Source organism: Pseudomonas chlororaphis, assembly GCF_001921865.1.
In the GTDB taxonomy this organism is placed as follows: Bacteria; Pseudomonadota; Gammaproteobacteria; order Pseudomonadales; family Pseudomonadaceae; genus Aquipseudomonas; species Aquipseudomonas chlororaphis_D.
Window position 1 is genome coordinate 183235 of the sequence record NZ_MSCT01000010.1, and the last position, 17473, is coordinate 200707.

The 17473-nt window shown below is 67.9% G+C and carries 17 protein-coding genes; 13 read left to right on the top strand and 4 right to left on the bottom strand.

Annotation, left to right across the window (positions count from 1 at the left end; genetic code table 11):
* Positions 1–29 precede the first annotated feature (29 nt).
* Positions 30–656: an FMN-dependent NADH-azoreductase gene (locus BTN82_RS13290; RefSeq protein WP_075119574.1), complete on the top strand. Its 627-nt coding sequence runs from the start codon at positions 30–32 to the stop codon at positions 654–656.
* 119 nt (positions 657–775) lie between these two features.
* Here BTN82_RS13290 and BTN82_RS13295 read toward each other — a convergent pair whose 3' ends face one another.
* A complete protein-coding gene (locus tag BTN82_RS13295) occupies positions 776–1129 on the bottom strand; it encodes a hypothetical protein (protein ID WP_075119575.1) in 354 nt (117 codons plus the stop codon).
* Positions 1130–1400: 271 nt separating this feature from the next.
* On the opposite strand from BTN82_RS13295, the gene BTN82_RS13300 reads away from it, so the two are divergent.
* The 3 genes from BTN82_RS13300 to BTN82_RS13310 are packed head-to-tail and all read left to right on the top strand — an operon-like array spanning position 1401 to position 3546.
* Complete coding sequence (locus tag BTN82_RS13300) at positions 1401–2015, top strand: STN domain-containing protein (RefSeq protein WP_075119875.1); 615 nt, start codon at positions 1401–1403, stop codon at positions 2013–2015.
* On the top strand, positions 2012–2557 hold the full coding sequence (locus BTN82_RS13305) for a sigma-70 family RNA polymerase sigma factor (protein ID WP_075119576.1): 546 nt from the start codon (positions 2012–2014) through the stop codon (positions 2555–2557). The genes BTN82_RS13300 and BTN82_RS13305 overlap by 4 nt, the downstream gene beginning before the upstream one ends.
* Positions 2558–2595: 38 nt before the next feature.
* On the top strand, positions 2596–3546 hold the full coding sequence (locus BTN82_RS13310) for a FecR family protein (protein WP_075119577.1): 951 nt from the start codon (positions 2596–2598) through the stop codon (positions 3544–3546).
* A 164-nt stretch (positions 3547–3710) separates the two neighbouring features.
* Here BTN82_RS13310 and BTN82_RS13315 read toward each other — a convergent pair whose 3' ends face one another.
* Positions 3711–4340, bottom strand: coding sequence for a type II secretion system protein GspJ (locus BTN82_RS13315; RefSeq protein WP_075119578.1), 630 nt, complete (start codon positions 4338–4340; stop codon positions 3711–3713).
* Positions 4337–4798 carry a type II secretion system minor pseudopilin GspH gene (gene gspH / locus BTN82_RS13320; protein ID WP_075119579.1) on the bottom strand — a complete coding sequence of 154 codons (462 nt, stop codon included), beginning with the start codon at positions 4796–4798 and terminating at the stop codon, positions 4337–4339. The genes BTN82_RS13315 and gspH overlap by 4 nt, the downstream gene beginning before the upstream one ends.
* Before the next feature lie 109 nt (positions 4799–4907).
* Between gspH and BTN82_RS13325 the strand changes: the two genes are divergently transcribed.
* Positions 4908–5339, top strand: coding sequence for a type II secretion system protein N (locus BTN82_RS13325; protein ID WP_075119580.1), 432 nt, complete (start codon positions 4908–4910; stop codon positions 5337–5339).
* 119 nt (positions 5340–5458) lie between these two features.
* On the opposite strand, the gene gspI is transcribed toward BTN82_RS13325, so the two are convergent.
* Positions 5459–5851, bottom strand: a complete 393-nt coding sequence (gene gspI, locus BTN82_RS13330; RefSeq protein WP_075119581.1) for a type II secretion system minor pseudopilin GspI — start codon at positions 5849–5851, stop codon at positions 5459–5461.
* A gap of 166 nt (positions 5852–6017) precedes the next feature.
* On the opposite strand from gspI, the gene gspG reads away from it, so the two are divergent.
* The 8 genes from gspG to BTN82_RS13375 all read left to right on the top strand — a co-directional run bounded on the left by gspG (position 6018) and on the right by BTN82_RS13375 (position 17462).
* The gene (gene gspG, locus BTN82_RS13335; protein ID WP_186828390.1) at positions 6018–6467 is read left to right on the top strand and encodes a type II secretion system major pseudopilin GspG; all 450 of its coding nucleotides are present in this window, start codon (positions 6018–6020) and stop codon (positions 6465–6467) included.
* Between the two features lie 8 nt (positions 6468–6475).
* Positions 6476–7459, top strand: a complete 984-nt coding sequence (gspK, locus tag BTN82_RS13340) for a type II secretion system minor pseudopilin GspK (RefSeq protein WP_075119583.1) — start codon at positions 6476–6478, stop codon at positions 7457–7459.
* Positions 7456–8646, top strand: a complete 1191-nt coding sequence (gspL, locus tag BTN82_RS13345; RefSeq protein ID WP_075119584.1) for a type II secretion system protein GspL — start codon at positions 7456–7458, stop codon at positions 8644–8646. Before gspK ends, gspL begins: the two co-directional genes overlap by 4 nt.
* On the top strand, positions 8639–9205 hold the full coding sequence (gspM, locus tag BTN82_RS13350) for a type II secretion system protein GspM (protein WP_075119585.1): 567 nt from the start codon (positions 8639–8641) through the stop codon (positions 9203–9205). The genes gspL and gspM overlap by 8 nt, the downstream gene beginning before the upstream one ends.
* Positions 9202–11616, top strand: a complete 2415-nt coding sequence (gene gspD, locus BTN82_RS13355) for a type II secretion system secretin GspD (RefSeq protein ID WP_075119586.1) — start codon at positions 9202–9204, stop codon at positions 11614–11616. Before gspM ends, gspD begins: the two co-directional genes overlap by 4 nt.
* A 1525-nt stretch (positions 11617–13141) precedes the next feature.
* Positions 13142–14563, top strand: a complete 1422-nt coding sequence (gspE, locus tag BTN82_RS13365; RefSeq protein ID WP_075119587.1) for a type II secretion system ATPase GspE — start codon at positions 13142–13144, stop codon at positions 14561–14563.
* A complete protein-coding gene (gene gspF, locus BTN82_RS13370; RefSeq protein WP_075119588.1) occupies positions 14563–15774 on the top strand; it encodes a type II secretion system inner membrane protein GspF in 1212 nt (403 codons plus the stop codon). Before gspE ends, gspF begins: the two co-directional genes overlap by 1 nt.
* 530 nt (positions 15775–16304) lie before the next feature.
* Positions 16305–17462: a substrate-binding domain-containing protein gene (locus BTN82_RS13375; RefSeq protein WP_075119589.1), complete on the top strand. Its 1158-nt coding sequence runs from the start codon at positions 16305–16307 to the stop codon at positions 17460–17462.
* The last annotated feature ends 11 nt before the right edge of the window (positions 17463–17473 follow it).

Below are 17473 nucleotides of genomic sequence, written 5' to 3' on the forward strand. Positions count from 1 at the left end.
CGTTTTTCAATCCCACCAAGGTAACTGTCATGAAACTGCTGCACGTCGACGCCAGCTCCAAAGGCCAGCGTTCCAATTCCCGGGCCCTGGGCCGTCACTTCATCGAGCTGCTGCAAGGCCAGGGCGTGGAACTGGACATCGACTACCTGGACCTCGCGGTGGAAACGCCGCCCCACGTCAGCGAAGCCTTTGCCATCGCCACCTACACCGCGCCGCATGCGCGCACGGAAGAAATGCGCCAGACCCTGGCGGCCTCGGACGCCCTGTGCCAGCGGGTGATGGACGCCGACGCCTGCCTGTTCGCCATGCCGATGTACAACTGGTCGATGCCGTCGACCTTCAAGGCGTTCATCGACAGCATCACCCGCACCGAGCTGACCTACCTCAACACCCCGGACGGTATCGTCGGCCAGTTGACCCGGCAGAAGGTGCTGTTCCTCACCAGCCGCGGCGCCGACCTGCGCCCGGGCAATCCCATGGCCTGGATGGACGCGCTGACCCCGGCGCTGAAGGCCGCCTTTGCCTTTATCGGCGTGGAACAGCCGCTGTTCGTCGACGCCCAGCCGCTGCAATTCGCCAACCCCGAAGCCCGCGAGGAAGCCCTGGAACGGGCCCGGGCCGAGCTGGCGGTGGTGGCGCGGCAATGGGCGGCGTGACGCCTCGATAACGACGGCTGCGCCGTCGATCGCGAGCCAGCTCGCTCCTACAGGGACGGCCGCGTTCTTTGTAGGAGCGAGCTGGCTCGCGACAAGACCCGTCAGGCCGACACCCAACCTCAAGGCCGCTGCGGGGTCACCGAGGTGCCGAAGCTGTTGCCCATCCGCGTGCCGGTGGCCGCGGGCGTGGCCAGGCCCATCTGGTTCGGCGCGCGTTTGTTGATCGGCACCTGCATGGCTTCCTGGTTCATCTGGGTGGCCTTGGCGCCGTCGGGGTTGTTGCCCATCTGTTGGCTCAGGCAATCGTAGTCCGGGGCCTTGTAACCGCCGACGCTGACATCCACGCAACCGCCTCGGCCGACGGCCGTGGCGTTTTCGGCCGGCGGTTCGACAGGCTCGGCGGCGTGGCCGGCCAGCGGCAGCAGGGCACCGAGCAGCAGGCTGGCGGCAAGGGTGTAGACACGGTGTTTCATGGGGGCCTCCTGGCGGGCCCGGGAGGGGCCGTTGTGGTCCTTGAGTGTAGAGCAGGACGCGTGGCGAAAAGGTGATGGTTTTTTTGCGGGCGCCGTCACACCAGATTCATAAACTGGCCTCAGGATGACGGTTTTCAGGGACAGGTCAGCCGTGCAGCGACGCCGAGCAAAGGTCGGGTATCGGTCTTTCTTTCACGCGTGGATCGCGCGCTGCGGCCTTGCGCTGCTATTGGCGCTGGCGGTCTCGGGCGTGGCCCGGGCGGAGCCGCCGATGGTGGATTCGCGACAGTTGCAGGACCTGGACATCGCCGCCCAGGACCTGGCCGACGCCCTGGAACTTTTCAGTCGTTCGACCGGGATGGCGGTGCTGGTGGACCGCGAACTGACCCGGGGGCGTCGCTCGGTACGGGTCCAGGGGCGCTACAGCGCCCGGGATGCCTTGAGTCGCCTGCTGACAGGGAGTGGTTTGATGGCCCGTTACGCCCGTTCCGATGCTTTTACCTTGCAAGTCGCCCAACTCAGCGATCCGCCCGCCGCCAAAGGCGCGGGCGGCAGCGCCGGGGCCTGGGCCAACGGCAGTTTCGCCAGCGCCTTGCAGCGCGCGGTGGAGGCCGGCCTGTGCCGTTCGGAATTGACCCGCCCGGGTCGCTACCGCGCGGTGCTGCAACTGTGGATCGACCGCGGCGGGCATATCGAGCACAGCCGCCTGGTCACCACCACCGGCGACCTGAGCCGCGACGAGGCGCTGGTGCAGAGCCTCGGCGAGACCTGGGTCGAGCGCCCGGCGCCGAGTTCGCTGCGCCAGCCCGTGACCTTGCTTCTGCTGCCCGACAGCACAGGAAAACCCATGGATTGCCGACAGCGGGAAGGAGCTTCCGGGGCATGAAGAATACCGGGCACAGTCCGATGGTCAGGTTGTTCCTGAGCTCCTACGACGACTTCAAGGCGCGCCTGCGCCGCCGCCTGGGCTCGGAGGACCTGGCCAACGACGTGCTGCATGAAACCTACCTGCGGGTCGACCGCATGGAAGCGCCGCCGAACCTGGCCCAGCCCAATGCCTACCTCTATCGCATGGCCCTGAACATCGCCGCCGACCGCCGCCAGGCCGACGCCCGGTTGCTGACCGGCAGCGAGGTCGAGGAGCTGTTGCAGATCAGCGACGAGGCCCTGGACCCGTCGCGGGTGGTGGGCGGGCAGAAGGAAATCCAGTCCCTGCTCAAGGCGCTCTACGAGCTGCCGGCGCGGCGGCGCAGGATCTTCATCGCCGCGCGCCTGGAGGAGGCGCCGCACCTGGAAATTTCCCAGCGCTTCGGTATTTCGACACGGATGGTCGAGAAGGAAATCAAGGCGGCCCTGGGCCATTGCGCCGCGCGCCTTGAAAGAAAAGTGATTCAGCGGTTCGGTCCCGGCGCCGGAAAACCGTCCTAGTCACAAAGGCCCCGATTAATCCGTGAGTACCTGCACGCTTGAACATCTTTAGCATCTCTTCCTCTCGGGCCGCACCGGACCACCGGTTGCGCCACGAGGCCCAGGACTGGCTGGTCCTGTTGACGTCGGGGCGAGCCACCGCCGCCGATGCGCGGGCCTTGCAGCAGTGGTGCGCGCAGAGCCCGCAGCATGCCGAGGCGTTCGAGCAGGCCAAGCGCTTGTGGCACAGCCTGCAACCGGCCGCCGAACAGTGGCAGCGCGAGGCCCGGCCGCGGCGCTTCGGGCGCCGGGCGTTTCTCGGCGGGGCGTTGGCGGCGTCGGTGGCGCTGGTCGCCGTGCGGGTTTCGTTGCCCGGCGGTTTTGCCGGGCTGGGCGCCGACTACAGCACGGCGGTCGGCGAACAGCGCCGGGTCGAGCTGGACGACGGCCTGAGCCTGGAACTCAACACCCAGACCCGCATCAGCCGGCGCCAGCTGGCCGAAGGCGGGCAGGGCATCGAGTTGCTCGAAGGCGAGGTCGAGGTGTCGAGCCAGGGCGCGCTGCCGGTGCGGGTCCAGGCCGGCGACGGCTGGCTGAGTGCGTCCCGGGCGCGTTTCAACGTGCGCAACACCGACCACAGCGTCTGCGTGACCTGTATCGACGGCGCGTTGCAAGTCGAGGTCGGCGGCCGCCTGATTCGCCTGGACAGCGGCCGCCAGCTGACGTACGACAGCCGCCAGGTCGGCGAGCCGCGAGCGGTGGACCCGACGACGGTGATCGCCTGGCGTGAACAGGTGCTGGTGTTCGACAACGCCACCCTCAACACCGTGATCGACGAAATCAACCGCTACCGCCCGGGCATGCTGGTGCTGCTCAACGCCGAGCTGGGCAAGCGCAAGGTGCAGGCCCGGTTCAACCTCAACCAGCTGGCCGGCGTGGCCCTGCTGATTCGCGACGCCTACGGCGCCAAATGCACCGAGCTGCCCGGCGGCGTGGTGCTGTTGAGCTGAAGGGCGGCGGTGCCCAGGCTGGCTCTATCGCGAGCAAGCTCGCTCCTACAGATTGCCGCGATTCTTGTAGCCGCTGCCGAGCGCAGCGAGGCTGCGTACGAGGACGAAGTCCTCGCCAAGCCTGGGCCCGCGGTTTATCTGGCGCAACGGCGCGGCCGCCGGGGTCATTCCAGCGGCCCCAAGACCTGGCGATAACGTTCTTCGCCCTGGGGCGTCTGGCGCACCAGGCGGATTTCCAGGCCCGGGGGGTTTTCCTTGCGGTTGCCGCTGAGCTGGCGCCAGCCCTTGTCCCGGTCCCAGACCCGCACTTGCAATGCGCTGACGTGTTCCAGCACCGCCACGCCGTTGTTCGGCGCCGGCAGCGGATAACGATCGCGCGCGGCGGCCGCCGCGCGGTACAGGGTGTCGCCCTTGAGCCACCAGCGCACCCGTTGCAGGCCGTCGCCGGGGATCGCCGCGCTGCGGATCACGTCGAGGCGGAAGGTTCCACCGTCGGCGCTGCGCACGGTCAGCGCGGCCGGTACCGCGGCGGCCTCGGCGCCGGCATCGGCCCCGGGCAGGGCCGGCTCCTTGAGCTCGACGCTGGCCCGCAACGCCACGTCGCGCTCCAGCTGATGCAGAGTGCGCAACAGCGCCTCGGTCTGTTCGCTGCTGGCCTGCAAATGGCTGTCGGCGCGGCTGACGCTGTCCAGGCCGCGCCAGGCGATGACGCTGACCACCGCCATCAGCAGGATCGCCACCATCACCTCGATCAGGGTAAAGCCGCCCTGGCGGTCGTTCCGGCGGCGGTTCATTGCAGCGCCACCACCCGCACCACGCCGCTGGCCGTGCGCTGCACGGTCAGGCTGTGCTGGCCGTCGGAAAGCCGTACCTGCAACGGCGCGTCTATCCATTCGGCATTGAGCACCAGGCGTGGGCCGGGCTCGATCCGCACCTTGATCGACGGGCTTTCCCAGGGGCGCGGGCGCAGCTGCGGGTCGTCCTTGAAACGGTCGACGCCGCGACCGTCCTCGCTGGTCCGGCTGAAGGCGAAACCCTTGGCGTCCGCGCGCCAACTGATGGGCCGGCCGTCGACCCGGGCTTCGGCCTGGGCCACCTGCAGCAGCTGCGCCAGGCGCTCGGCGTCCTTGCGCAGGCCTTGCAGCGGGTCGGGGCGGATGCTCAGGCTGATGGCGGCGCTGGCGATCCCGATGATCACCAGCACCACCATCAGTTCGATCAGGGTGAAACCCTGTTGTCGGGATCGGGTCATGGGGGCGCGGCTCCTGTGCGTCGGTTTTCATCCTGCCCGGCGAATGTGAAATAAAAACGTGACCATTGCCCGGTAGGCTGCGAGGACGGACAAACAGGAGGTCCCCGCCATGGCATTCGCCCATCGATTTTCCCCGCCGCAGCTGGTGCAGGCGCTGGCCCTGCTGGCCATCGTGGCCGGGGTGGCGACCTGGTCGTCGCTGCTGCTGACGCCCGCCGAGTCGCGCACCCCGCAGGCGCCGCCGCAAACCCTCGCGGCGCGCGCGCAAAGCCCGGCGCAGCAGTGGTTTTCCAACCAGCCGCAGGTACTGGACATCAAGGTCACCGGGTTGCTGGCCAGCCCCCGCGGCGCGGTGGCGATCCTCAGCCTCAACGACGCGCCGCCGCGCAGTTTCCTGGTGGGCGAACGCCTGGCCCAGGGCGTGCGACTGGTGGCCATCGAGGGCGACGCGGTGGTGATCGAGCGCGGCGGCGAGCGCTCGCGACTGGATGTCGGCAAGCTGCCGGAAGGCCCGGCGCTGCCGGTGCTGACCCGGCAATAGAGCGACGGCGCGGCACCCGCACGCAACCTGTAGGAGCGAGGCTTGCCCGCGATCCAGGCAACGCGGATTGTCTGAACGGACGCCATCGCGGGCAAGCCTCGCTCCTACAAAGGGCCTGGTCAGCGATTGGTGTTTTTCGGTACGCGCGCCACCAGGGTGTCCAGGCGCGCCAGGGGCGGGGCCTCGCGGCTGCGGTCCAGGACCAGCACGCTGACCCGGGACAGCCGCGGGTCGGGGCCGGGCCCGATGTTTTGCTCGCAACGCAGCTTCAGCCGGCCCTGATCGCACTCGATATTCTTGCTGCCCGGGGCGAAGCGGCCTTCCAGGCGCAGTTCCGCCAGGCGCGACTGGGCCGCCAGCATGGCGATGGATTTGTCCCGCAGCAGGCCGTTGCCCTGAGTCATCAACCCGGCCACGCGCACCGCCGCCGACATGGCCACGGCGATGATCGCCAGCGCCACCAATACCTCGATCAAGGTGAAGCCCCGTTGCTGCTTGCGTGCTCCCGGCATGGGCGTCTCGTGGCGCGAATGAAGGCTTGCAGGCTACCCGGCAAATTTGACCGATTGGCTACGGACACTCCCGAGCAACGTCAATATCACTGACATATTTTCTTGCAACACTGCGCGACGAATCGAAATCAAGCCAAGGAATGTCGAGATGGATGTCGCGCACTGCATGTCACCCCCCGGATCTTGCCGTCAGCCCCGCCGCCCACGCGGCCAGGGCGGTTTCACCCTGATCGAGATCATGGTGGTGGTGGTCATCCTCGGGATCCTGGCCGCGATGGTGGTGCCCAAGGTCCTCGACCGGCCGGACCAGGCCCGCGCCACGGCGGCCAAGCAGGACATCGGCGGGCTGATGCAGGCCCTCAAGCTCTATCGCCTCGACCACGGCACCTACCCGAGCATGAACCAGGGCCTGAAAGTCCTGGTGGAGCGCCCGGCGGACGCCAAGAACAGCAACTGGCGCTCCTACCTGGAACGCTTGCCCAACGACCCTTGGGGCCGTCCTTACCACTACCTCAACCCGGGGGCGAACGGCGAAGTCGATGTGTTCTCCCTGGGCGCCGACGGCCAGCCAGACGGTGACGGCGTGAATGCCGATATCGGCTCCTGGCAGTTGTAAGCGCGGCCATGACAGCCGGACCGCCGACCGCGGCGAGACAACGCGGCATGGCCATTATCAGCGCCTTGTTGATCGCCGCCGTGGTGGCGGTGATCGCCGGCGGCATGCTCACCCGCCAGACCCTGTTCACCCGCGGCCTGGAAAGCGAGCAACTGCGGGTCCAGGGCAGTTGGCTGTTGCAGGGCGGCCTGGAAGTCAGCCGCCAGCGCCTCTGGGACGATCGCCAGCGCGACGTGCTGACTCGCCTCGACCAGCCCTGGGCGCGGCCGATCCAACTGGCGGCGCTGGGCCCGGGCAGCGGGCCGTTCGAGGGCCGGCTGGAGGACGAGCAGGGCAAGTTCAACCTGCGCAACCTGCTGGCCGACGACCGTCTGGACAACCTGCAACTGGAGAATTTCCAGCGCCTGTGCGAGTTGCTCGGGGTCAGCGCGACCCTCGGCCAGCGCATCAGCCAGCGGGTGATCGCGTCCTACCCGCGGCAGCTGAGCCCGGAAGGCGCGCCGACGCTGGCCAAGGCCGCTTTCCAGAGCGGCCGCGACACGTCGCCGGAGGCCGCGCGCAAGCCGCTGCCGGCCAAACAACCCATGCTGCGCAGCCTCGACGACCTGCTGGCGGTGGACGGCGTCGATGACAAGCTGCTGGCGCGCCTGGAGCCTTTCGTCACCATCCTGCCGGCCAATACCTGGGTCAACGGCAATACTGCCAGCGCCGAAGTACTGGCCGCGACGGTGCCGGGGTTGGCCTTGCCGCGGGCCCGGGCCATGGTCGCCGAGCGCGACAGCGGCCAGTGGTTCATCAACCAGGGCGATTTCATCAACCGCCTGCGCATGCCGAGCGTGCCGGCGGACGCGGTGCGCGTCGGCATCACCAGCCAATGGTTCCGCCTGCAGGGCCAGGCCCGCGGCGAGCGGCGCCGGGTCACGCTGCTGGCTTTGCTGCACCGCGACGAAGACAACATGCCCCGGGTGATCTGGTCGCGGGTGGGCGTATGAGCCGCTTGCGCGTCAGCCTGCCGCCGCTGCGGACGCTGACCGTCCAGAGCCCGGTGGTGTTCGCCCGGCTCGGCCGCGAGGAACAGGTCGGGGACACCGGCGTCGCCAGCCTGATGCAACTCGGGCAGACGCCCAAGGCGCCGGCCCTGGAGTGCTTCCTGCACCCCGAGGACAGCCTGCTGGCGAGCATCGAGTTGCCGGCCCTGGCGCCGGCCAAGGTCAGCGCGGCGGTGGCCTGCGCCGCCCAGGCGCTGATCCTCGGCCAGGGCGAGCAGATGCATGTGGCCCACAGCCCGCGCGACGCCGAGGGCCAGGTGCACATCAGCTGGCTGCCGCGCGAGGCCCTGGCGCGGCTGGGGCAGGTGCTGGAGCAGGCCGGGCTGAAACTGCGCGGCCTGTACCCGGCGCCCTATGCCTTGCCGGTGCCGGCGGCCGGCCAGTTGACCGCCAGCCTGCTGGACCAGCACCTGCTGCTGCGCCACGGGCCGCAGCACGGCAGCGTGCAGCCGCTGGCCGAAGACGCCGTGCAGGCCTTGCTGGCCAACGGCGCCGGTTTGCAATGGGTGGGCGACGGCGCTCCGGCAGGGGCGCTGGAGCAACTGCCACAGGCGCAGCGCTGGAGCGGCTCGCTGCCGGGCTGGGGCCTGCACGGCGGCTTGTCGAACCACGGGCGGCGCCAGCAGGGTTGGGGCCGTGCCGCGACCCTGGGCGCGGTGGCGCTGGCGGTCTGGACCCTGGGCCTGAACCTGTATGCCGCGCAGCAGGCGGCCCAGGGCCAGCAGCTCAAGGCGCAGATGAGCCAGCGGGTGCGCCAGGTGTTTCCCGAGTTGCCGGTGATCCTCAACCCGCTGCAACAGGCGCGCCAGCAACTGGCGGCGCGCCAGAGCGGCGCCAGCGGCGAGGCCCCGCAGAGTTTCAACAGCCTGGTGCAACAGGCCGGCAACGCCATGCCGTTCATGGTCGGCGGCGTCGAACAACTGGACTACGACAACGGCGAATTGCGCCTGAACCTGCTCGGCGATACCCGGGTGCCGGCGCCCGACAGCGGCTGGCAGGGGTTGCTGAGCCAGGCCGGGGTCCAGGCCAGCCCGGGCGAGCAGGGCTGGACCTTGCGCGCCGCGTCCGCCGATGCCCCTGGTGCGGTGCCGATGGAAGACGACGACAGCGAGGACGATGCCGATGAATAAGCAGACCCTCGGCCGCTATCGCGAGCGCTGGCAGCGTCAGCTCGCCCAGGCGCGGCTGTACTGGAACGGCCTGGCCCTGCGCGAGCAACGCCTGCTCAGCGGCGCCGCGGTGGTGCTCGGCGGCCTGCTGGTATGGCTGCTGCTGATCGAACCGGCGCTGAAGAAAATCGACTACTGGCAGGCCGAGATCCCCAAGCTGCGCTCCCAGGCCGAAGCCCTGGAGGTCTTGCTGCACGAGGCCGGCGGCCCACGCGGCGGCGACACCGGGCAGGACCTTGAACAGTCCCTGCGCCAGACCCTGGACGCCGCCGGCTTGCAGGGGGTGTACCAGTTGCAGGCGTCCGGCGAGGGCGACGCCGCGGCCTGGCACCTGAGTTTTCAAGAGGCCCCGGCGGACGCCGTGGTCGGTTGGCTGCTGGGCAACCCCCGGCAGTTTTCCCTGGAAGTGATGGAGGCCCGCCTGCAACGCGCGGGGCCGGCCGACATCGATGGCACGGCAGGCAAACTGTCCGGAACCGTTCGCATGGATCAGGCGCTTGGCGCTAAGGAAGCTTCATGAAGTGGTCAGGTTCTTTCTACGCTCGCCAGTGTCGCAAGGCGCGACCGCTGTTCTTGCTGGGGCCCTTGGTCCTGGCGTTGGCGGCGTGCAGCAATAACAAAGGGCCGCAGGCGCCGCTGCTGGTGGACAGCGAGCTGGGCCAGCCCCTGGCCGAGACCAACCGCAGCGGCGGCGACGTGGTGGCCGAGCGGCAGAAGGCCCAGGCGCAACAGACCCAACGGCCCAAATACCAGCATCCGATCAGCCGCCCCGGCCGCGGGCCGGGCAGCGCCGCGAGCAATACGGTGGTGCGCAACCCCCTGGGCGACCAGCCGGTGCGCCTGAACTTCGTCGACGCCGATATCCAGGCGGTGGTGCGGGCCCTGGCGCGCTCCACCGGCCAGCAGTTCCTGGTGGACCCGCGCGTCAAGGGCAACCTGACCCTGGTCAGCGAAGGCGAAGTGCCGGCCCACCAGGCCTACGACATGCTGCTGGCGGCCCTGCGCATGCAGGGTTTCAGCGTGGTCGACGTCGGTGGCGTGGCCCAGGTGGTGCCGGAAGCCGACGCCAAGTTGCTCGGCGGGCCGATCTACAACGCCGGCAAGCCGTCGGCCAACGGCATGCTGACCCGGACTTTCCGCCTGCAATACGAAAACGCGGTGAACCTGATCCCGGTGCTGCGCCCGATCGTGTCGCCGAACAACCCGATCAACGCCTACCCGGGCAATAACAGCATCGTCATCACCGATTACGCCGAGAACCTCACCCGGGTCGCACAGATCATCGAAGGTATCGATATCCCCAGCGCCCTGGACACCGACGTGGTGCCGGTGCAGAACGGCATCGCCGTGGACATCGCCGGCATGGTCTCCGAACTGCTGGAGTCCCAGGGCGCCGACCCGACCCAGAAGATCAGCGTGGTCGGCGATCCGCGCTCCAATTCGATCATCATCCGCACCGGCAGTCCCGAGCGCACGGAGTTGGCGCGCAACCTGATCTACAAACTGGACAACGCCCAGAGCAACCCGAGCAACCTGCACGTGGTGTACCTGCGCAACGCCCAGGCCGGCAAGCTGGCCCAGGCCCTGCGCGGCCTGCTCACCGGCGAAAGCGACAGCGGCACTGGCGACAACGCGCGGGCCATGCTCGGCAGCATGGGCGGCATGAGCGGCCAGGGCAGCAGCGGTAGCAACCAGAGCGGCAGCACGGGTTCCACCAGCGGCAGCGCAAGCCTCGGCGGCGGGAGCAGTTCCGGCAGCGGGTATGCCCAGGGCGGCAGTTCCAGCAGCAGCCAGGGCGGCACCCAGAACGGCGAGCAGAACACCGCGTTCAGCGCCGGCGGCGTGACCATCCAGGCCGACGCCACCACCAACACCTTGCTGATTTCCGCGCCGGAACCGCTGTACCGCAACCTGCGCGAAGTCATCGACATGCTCGACCAGCGCCGCGCCCAGGTGGTTGTCGAAAGCCTGATCGTCGAGGTCAACGAGGACGACGCCGCCGAGTTCGGCGTGCAATGGCAGACCGGCAACCTGGGTGGCAACGGCATCATCGGCGGCGCCAACCTGGGCGGCAGCAACATTAATCTCAACGGCAAGACCAGCCTCGACGTGATGCCCGAGGGCCTCAGCGTCGGCCTGGTCAACGGCACCGTGGACATCCCCGGGATCGGCAAGGTCCTCGACCTCAAGGTGCTGGCCCGGGCCTTGAAGAGCAAGGGCGGAACCAACGTGCTGTCGACCCCGAACCTGCTGACCCTGGACAACGAGGCGGCGAGCATCTTCGTCGGCCAGACCATTCCCTTCGTCACCGGCAGCTACGTCACCGGCGGGGGCGGCACCAGCAACAACCCGTTCCAGACCGTACAGCGCGAAGAGGTGGGCCTGAAGCTCAATGTGCGGCCGCAGATTTCCGAGGGCGGCACGGTCAAGCTCGACATCTACCAGGAGGTCAGCAGCGTCGACCCGCGCGCCTCGGTGGAGGCCGGCACGGTGACCAACAAGCGTGCGATCGACACCAGCATCCTGCTCGACGACGGCCAGATCATGGTCCTCGGCGGCTTGCTGCAGGACGGCTACAGCCAGAGCAACAGCGCGGTGCCGTGGCTGTCGAGCATTCCCGGGATCGGCGCGCTGTTTCGCAACGAGAGCCGCTCGACCAACAAGACCAACCTGATGGTGTTCCTGCGGCCCTACATCATTCGCGACAGCGCGGCGGGGCGCAGCATTACCCTTAATCGCTACGACTTCATGCGTCGGGCCCAGGGTGGGTTGCAGCCGGAGCGCAGTTGGGCGATGCCGGACATGCAGGCGCCGCAATTGCCGACGGCGACCAAGGCGATTCCGGGGACGGCGCCGACGCCGGTGTCGTTGCCGGGGCAGGGGCAGGGGCAAGGGCCTAGGGCGACGATTAGGGCGGTGCCGGTGCAATGAGTGGGGTGATTGGGTTTACATGTGGTGTACATATCCGTTGCTGCGGTAACGGCCACTTAGGGTTCCGCCCTTACGGCGGGTCACTTTTGGCAAACACCCCAAAAGTAACCAAAAACGCTTGCCCCTCCATACGGCCCCTCGCTAAGGCTCGGGGTGCCCTCACTCCGGCATTGCTCCGGGGGCACGCCGCCACCGGCCATCCCTGGCCGGGGGCGGCTAGCGCGGCATCCTTGCCGCGCTGCCCCCTACGCAACGCCTGCGTTCGGCCTCTGGGAACGGGGCGGGTGAATCAAGAGCAAAATCAAAAGCCAAGCGCGTTTTACGCCGCTTTTGTAGCCGCTGGCGAAGCCTGCGTACGGGCGCGTAGCGGCCGCCGGGGTATTTCTGTCGAACCGGATACACAGGTTTCGCGCCTGCTGCGCAGTCGTGCGCAGCCTTCGGCAGCGGCTACAGGAATCGGGTTGACGCGGCTTTGTGTAGCCGCTGGCGAAGCCTGCGTACGGGCGCGTAGCGGCCGTTGGGGTGTATCTGCCAAACCGCGTGCACAGGTTTCGCGCCTGCTACGCAGTCGTGCGCAGCCTGCGGCAGCGGCTACAGGGATTGGGTTGAAGCGGCTTTGTGTAGCCGCTGGCGAAGCCTGCGTACGGGCGCGCAGCGGCCGCTGGGGTGTATCTGCCAAGCCGCGTGCACAGGTTTCGCGCCTGCTGCGCAGTCGTACGCAGCCTGCGGCAGCGGCTACAGGGATCGGGTTGAAGCGGCTTTGTGTAGCCGCTGGCGAAGCCTGCGTACGGGCGCGCAGCGGCCGCGGGGGGATTTCTGCCGAATCGTATGCACAGGTTTCGCGCCTGCTGCGCAGTCGTACGCAGCCTGCGGCAGCGGCTACAGGGATCGGGTTGAAGCGGCTTTGTGTAGCCGCTGGCGAAGCCTGCGTACGGGCGCGCAGCGGCCGCTGGGGTGTATCTGCCGAACCGTATGCACAGGTTTTGCGCCTGCTGCGCAGTCGTGCGCAGCCTGCGGCAGCGGCTACAGGGATCGGGTTGGCGCGGCTTTGTGTAGCCGCTGGCGAAGCCTGCGTACGGGCGCGCAGCGGCCGCTGGGGTGTATCTGCCGAACCGCGTGCACAGGTTTTGCGCCTGCTGCGCAGTCGTGCGCAGCCTGCGGCAGCGGCTACAGGGATCGCGGTCGAATCCAGGCCGACTGGCAGGTCGCCTCGCTTGGCTGTGGCTTTTGATTTTCTTGCCCCGTCGGGAGGCCGAGTGGAGGTTCTGCGCAGTGGGCAACCCGGCAGGGATGCCGGGTTAGCCGCCCCAGGCCATGGATGGCCTGTGGCGGCGGCCCACGGAGCAGGACCGGAGCGAGGGAATCCGAGCCTTAGCGAGGACCGGACGCTGGGGGCAAGAGCCTTTGGTTACTTTGGGTTGGCCGGCACTCCGGGTTTCAAAGTGACTCGCCGTAAGGGCGAAATCCTAAGTGGCCGTGACCGCAGTAACGGATATGTACACGGTCATGACCTAGAGGTGTCCGCATGAACCAGCAGCTCCCCTACGCCTGGGCCAAATCCCAACGCATCCTCCTGCGCCACAGCGAGGAAGGCCCGGTCCTGGTGGTCTGCCCCTCGACCCCCGGCTGGTCGATCAGCGAGGTGCGCCGCCAGTTCGGCCAGGCGCGGCTGGAGCGGGTGCGCGACGAGGAACTCGACGGCTTGCTGGCCAGCGCCTATTCCGACACCGGCAGCGCGGCGGCCGTGGTCGGCGCCGCGGAGAACGAGGTCGACCTCGACCGGCTGATGCAGGACATCCCGGAAATCACCGACCTGTTGGACACCCAGGACGGCGCGCCAGTGATCCGCATGATCAACGCCTTGCTGACCCAGGCCGCGCGCGACGAGGCCAGCGATATCCATATCGAACCCTATGAAAGCCACTCGGTGGTGCGCTACCGGGTCGACGGCACGCTGCGCGACGTGGTCTCGCCGCGCAAGGCCCTGCATGGCGCGCTGGTGTCGCGGATCAAGATCATGGCCCAGCTCGACATCGCCGAAAAACGCCTGCCCCAGGACGGCCGTATCGCCTTGCGCGTGGCCGGGCGACCGATCGATATCCGCGTGTCCACGGTGCCCACCGGCCATGGCGAACGGGTGGTGATGCGCCTGCTGGACAAACAGGCCGGGCGCCTGCAACTGGAAACCCTCGGCATGGACCCGCAACTGCTGGCCAGGCTCGACGGCCTGATCCGCCAGCCCCACGGCATCGTGCTGGTCACCGGCCCCACCGGCAGCGGCAAGACCACCAGCCTCTATGCGGCCCTGGCCCGGCTGGACGCCAGCACCAGCAATATCCTCACTGTCGAGGACCCGGTGGAATACGACCTGCCGGGCATCAGCCAGATCCAGGTCAACGCCAAGATCGACATGACCTTCGCCCTGGCCCTGCGCGCCATCCTGCGCCAGGACCCGGACATCATCATGATCGGCGAGATCCGCGACCTGGAGACCGCGCAGATCGCCGTGCAGGCCTCGCTCACCGGGCACCTGGTGCTGGCGACCCTGCACACCAACGACGCGGTGTCGGCGGTCAACCGCCTGATCGACATGGGCGTCGAGCCGTTCCTGCTGGCCTCGTCGATGCTCGGCGTGCTGGCCCAGCGCCTGGTGCGGCGCCTGTGCCCGCAGTGCAAGGAACCCGATCCGGCCGCTCCCGGCACCTGGCGCCCGGTGGGCTGCCCGGCCTGCAACCAGATCGGCTACAGCGGGCGCACCGGCATCCACGAACTGTTCTGCATCGACGACGACGTGCGCAGCCTGATCCACCAGGGCGCCGACGAGCAGGCGCTGCGCGCTGCCGCCCGCCGCGCCGGGATGTTCAGCATGCGCGAGGACGGCGAGCGCTGGGTGCGCAGCGGCGCCACCGCCCCCGAAGAAATCCTTCGCGTAACCCGGGACGCCTGATGAACCGTTATCGCTACGAAGCCGCCGACGCCCTCGGCAAGATCGAGACCGGGCACCTGGAGGCCGACAGCCAGAGCGCGGCCTTCGGCGTGCTGCGCGGCCGTGGGCTGACGGCCCTGATGGTGCAGGTGGAAAGCAATGCGCCCAAGGCCGGCGGCGGCAGCCTGTTCAGCGCCAAGCTGTCGGACAACGACCTGGCCTGGGCCACCCGCCAACTGGCCAGCCTGCTGGGCGCCAGCCTGCCGCTGGAAGCGGCGCTCAGCGCCACGGTGGAGCAGGCCGAGCGCAAGCACATCGCCCAGACCCTGAGCGCGGTGCGCGCCGACGTGCGCAGCGGCATGCGCCTGGCCGAGGCCCTGGCGGCGCGGCCACGGGACTTCCCCGACATCTACCGGGCGCTGATCGCCGCCGGCGAAGAGTCCGGCGACCTGGCCCAGGTCATGGAACGCCTGGCCGACTACATCGAGGAACGCAACACCCTGCGCGGCAAGATCCTCACCGCCTTCATCTATCCGGGCGTGGTGGGGCTGGTCTCGGTGGGCATCGTGATCTTCCTGCTCAGCTACGTGGTGCCCCAGGTGGTCAGCGCCTTCTCTCAGGCGCGCCAGGATTTGCCGGGGCTGACCCTGGCGATGCTCAACGCCAGCGACTTCGTCCGCGCCTGGGGCTGGCTGTGCTTCGGCGTGCTGGCCGGCGGTTTCTGGAGCTGGCGCCTGTACCTGCGCAGCCCCCAGGCGCGGCTGAACTGGCACAGCCGGGTGCTGCGCCTGCCGCTGATCGGGCGCTTCGTGCTGGGCCTGAACACCGCGCGCTTCGCCTCGACCCTGGCGATTCTCGGCGGCGCCGGGGTGCCGCTGCTGCGCGCCCTGGAAGCGGCGCGCCAGACCCTGTCCAACGACCGCCTGAGCCAGAGCGTCAGCGACGCCACCGCCAAGGTCCGCGAAGGGGTCAACCTGGCCGCCGCGCTGCGGGTCGAGAAAGTCTTCCCGCCGGTGCTGATCCACCTGATCGCCAGCGGCGAGAAAACCGGCGCGCTGCCGCCCATGCTCGAACGCGCCGCGCAGACCCTGTCCCGCGACATCGAGCGCCGCGCCATGGGCATGACCGCCTTGCTCGAACCGCTGATGATCGTGGTCATGGGCGGGGTGGTGCTGGTGATCGTCATGGCGGTGCTGCTGCCGATCATCGAGATCAACCAGCTGGTGCAATAAAGGCATCGATGGCCGCTCGCTTTTTTGTAGGAGCGAGCTTGCTCGCGAAAAAATTCAAGGCCGCGGGATGTTTCGGGAAGAACCGCGTCAAGGTTCACGAGCATCGCGAGCAAGCTCGCTCCTACAGGGGAAAGGGTCGGTCCAGGCAATTTTTTTCTGTGCTCCGTTCACCACCCGAGCGCCGAATCCGCCGAACTCGGGTTCCTCGTTCTGTCATACGCGACCATCCGTATCGACCCCGGTCCGCGCCCCGCACAGCGCCCCGCCAAAACCGCTGAAAAAAGCCCGGAAACCTCGCTGTCACCTGCGCGCAAACCCCTGCGCCAAAGCCCTCGAACACCCGAGAAAGTTTTCCGGAATCAAGCGCTTTCTCCCGAGGTTTTTTCCTTTATCTGTCACCGGAAACTGCGAACTTCTTACCCATGGCCTCACCCACACAACGCTCTCCGAGCAGGGCAGAGGATCTGAGCGCCATGGCGTCATGCAAGAACCATTGACCTCCGTATACACACGACGAAAGGAGATTCTTCATGTTTAAGCGCACTATGATCGCAGCTTCCCTGGCTGTAGCCGCCCTGGCTTCGGCCCAATCGATGGCTGCTGTCGTTGGTGGCGGTGCCACTCTGCCTCAACAGCTGTACAACACTCCGGGCGTACTGAGCTCCGGTTTCAGCGCCTACTTCGGCGTCGGCAGCGGCGGCGGCAAGACCGCTGTGCTGACCAACAACATCGGTTCGCTGACCACCACCCTGCCAGCCGGCACCACCGTTGATTACGCAGGCAGCGACTCGATTCTCAACGCCACTGAAATCAGCACCTACCAGGCTGCCCACCAGGCCCCAGGCGTACCGGCCACTTCCCCTGACAACTGGGGCCCGCTGCTGCAATTCCCGTCGGCCGCCACCTCGGTAACCATTCCCTACAACAAGGCCGGCACCACCAACCTGAACCTGACCAGCGAGCAACTGTGCCTGGCCTTGTCGAGCAACAATGGCGCCGCCCGTACCTGGGGCGAAGTGCTCGGCACCTCCGATACCACTCCAGTTCGCGTGGTGTACCGCACCGGTAGCAGCGGTACCTCGGAAATCCTCACCCGTCACCTGAACAACCGTTGCTCGTCGGTGTTCACCACCGTCAGCAGCACTTTCGTCAATGCTCAGCCAGGCGCCAAGCCAGCTTCGTGGATCGGCGTCAGCGGCAGCGCCGCCGTGGCCACCACTGTGGCTGCCACCGCCGGTGCCATCGGTTATGTCGGTCCTGAAGATGTCGATGCCACCAACAACGCTGTAGTGGCCCGCCTCAACGGCCTGCTGCCAACCGTGGGCAACGTACAGACCGCCCTGAGCACCATCGCACCTCCAGCCACCGCCGCCGACCGCGCCGACCTGACCAAGTGGGCGCCGGTACTGCCTAACCCGGCCACCGGCTACTCGATCGTCGGCTACACCAACTTCATCTTCGGTCAGTGCTACAAGGACGCTGCAGACGTCACTTCGATCCGCAGCTTCCTGAGCAAGCACTACAACGCCACCTTCGCCAACAGCAACGACCAGGCGATCATCGACAAGAAGCTGATCCCGCTGACCACAGCATGGAAAACCGCTATTCGTAACTCCTTCATTCCACCAACCAGCGCCCAGGGCGTGAACAACACCAGCGTGTGCAACGGTATCGGCCGTCCAGCCTGATCCAGGCCTGG

What these genes read in the sequence shown, in the direction of transcription:
- BTN82_RS13375 (WP_075119589.1), top strand. Translation starts at nt 16,305, where the DNA reads ATGTTTAAGCGCACTATGATCGCAGCTTCCCTGGCTGTAGCCGCCCTG.
- BTN82_RS13290 (WP_075119574.1), top strand. Translation starts at nt 30, where the DNA reads ATGAAACTGCTGCACGTCGACGCCAGCTCCAAAGGCCAGCGTTCCAAT.
- BTN82_RS13305 (WP_075119576.1), top strand. Translation starts at nt 2,012, where the DNA reads ATGAAGAATACCGGGCACAGTCCGATGGTCAGGTTGTTCCTGAGCTCC.
- gspI (WP_075119581.1), bottom strand. Translation starts at nt 5,851, where the DNA reads ATGCCGGGAGCACGCAAGCAGCAACGGGGCTTCACCTTGATCGAGGTA.
- gspD (WP_075119586.1), top strand. Translation starts at nt 9,202, where the DNA reads ATGAAGTGGTCAGGTTCTTTCTACGCTCGCCAGTGTCGCAAGGCGCGA.
- BTN82_RS13295 (WP_075119575.1), bottom strand. Translation starts at nt 1,129, where the DNA reads ATGAAACACCGTGTCTACACCCTTGCCGCCAGCCTGCTGCTCGGTGCC.
- gspL (WP_075119584.1), top strand. Translation starts at nt 7,456, where the DNA reads ATGAGCCGCTTGCGCGTCAGCCTGCCGCCGCTGCGGACGCTGACCGTC.
- gspH (WP_075119579.1), bottom strand. Translation starts at nt 4,798, where the DNA reads ATGACCCGATCCCGACAACAGGGTTTCACCCTGATCGAACTGATGGTG.
- gspM (WP_075119585.1), top strand. Translation starts at nt 8,639, where the DNA reads ATGAATAAGCAGACCCTCGGCCGCTATCGCGAGCGCTGGCAGCGTCAG.
- gspK (WP_075119583.1), top strand. Translation starts at nt 6,476, where the DNA reads ATGACAGCCGGACCGCCGACCGCGGCGAGACAACGCGGCATGGCCATT.
- gspE (WP_075119587.1), top strand. Translation starts at nt 13,142, where the DNA reads ATGAACCAGCAGCTCCCCTACGCCTGGGCCAAATCCCAACGCATCCTC.
- gspF (WP_075119588.1), top strand. Translation starts at nt 14,563, where the DNA reads ATGAACCGTTATCGCTACGAAGCCGCCGACGCCCTCGGCAAGATCGAG.
- BTN82_RS13325 (WP_075119580.1), top strand. Translation starts at nt 4,908, where the DNA reads ATGGCATTCGCCCATCGATTTTCCCCGCCGCAGCTGGTGCAGGCGCTG.
- BTN82_RS13300 (WP_075119875.1), top strand. Translation starts at nt 1,401, where the DNA reads ATGGTGGATTCGCGACAGTTGCAGGACCTGGACATCGCCGCCCAGGAC.
- gspG (WP_186828390.1), top strand. Translation starts at nt 6,018, where the DNA reads ATGTCACCCCCCGGATCTTGCCGTCAGCCCCGCCGCCCACGCGGCCAG.
- BTN82_RS13315 (WP_075119578.1), bottom strand. Translation starts at nt 4,340, where the DNA reads ATGAACCGCCGCCGGAACGACCGCCAGGGCGGCTTTACCCTGATCGAG.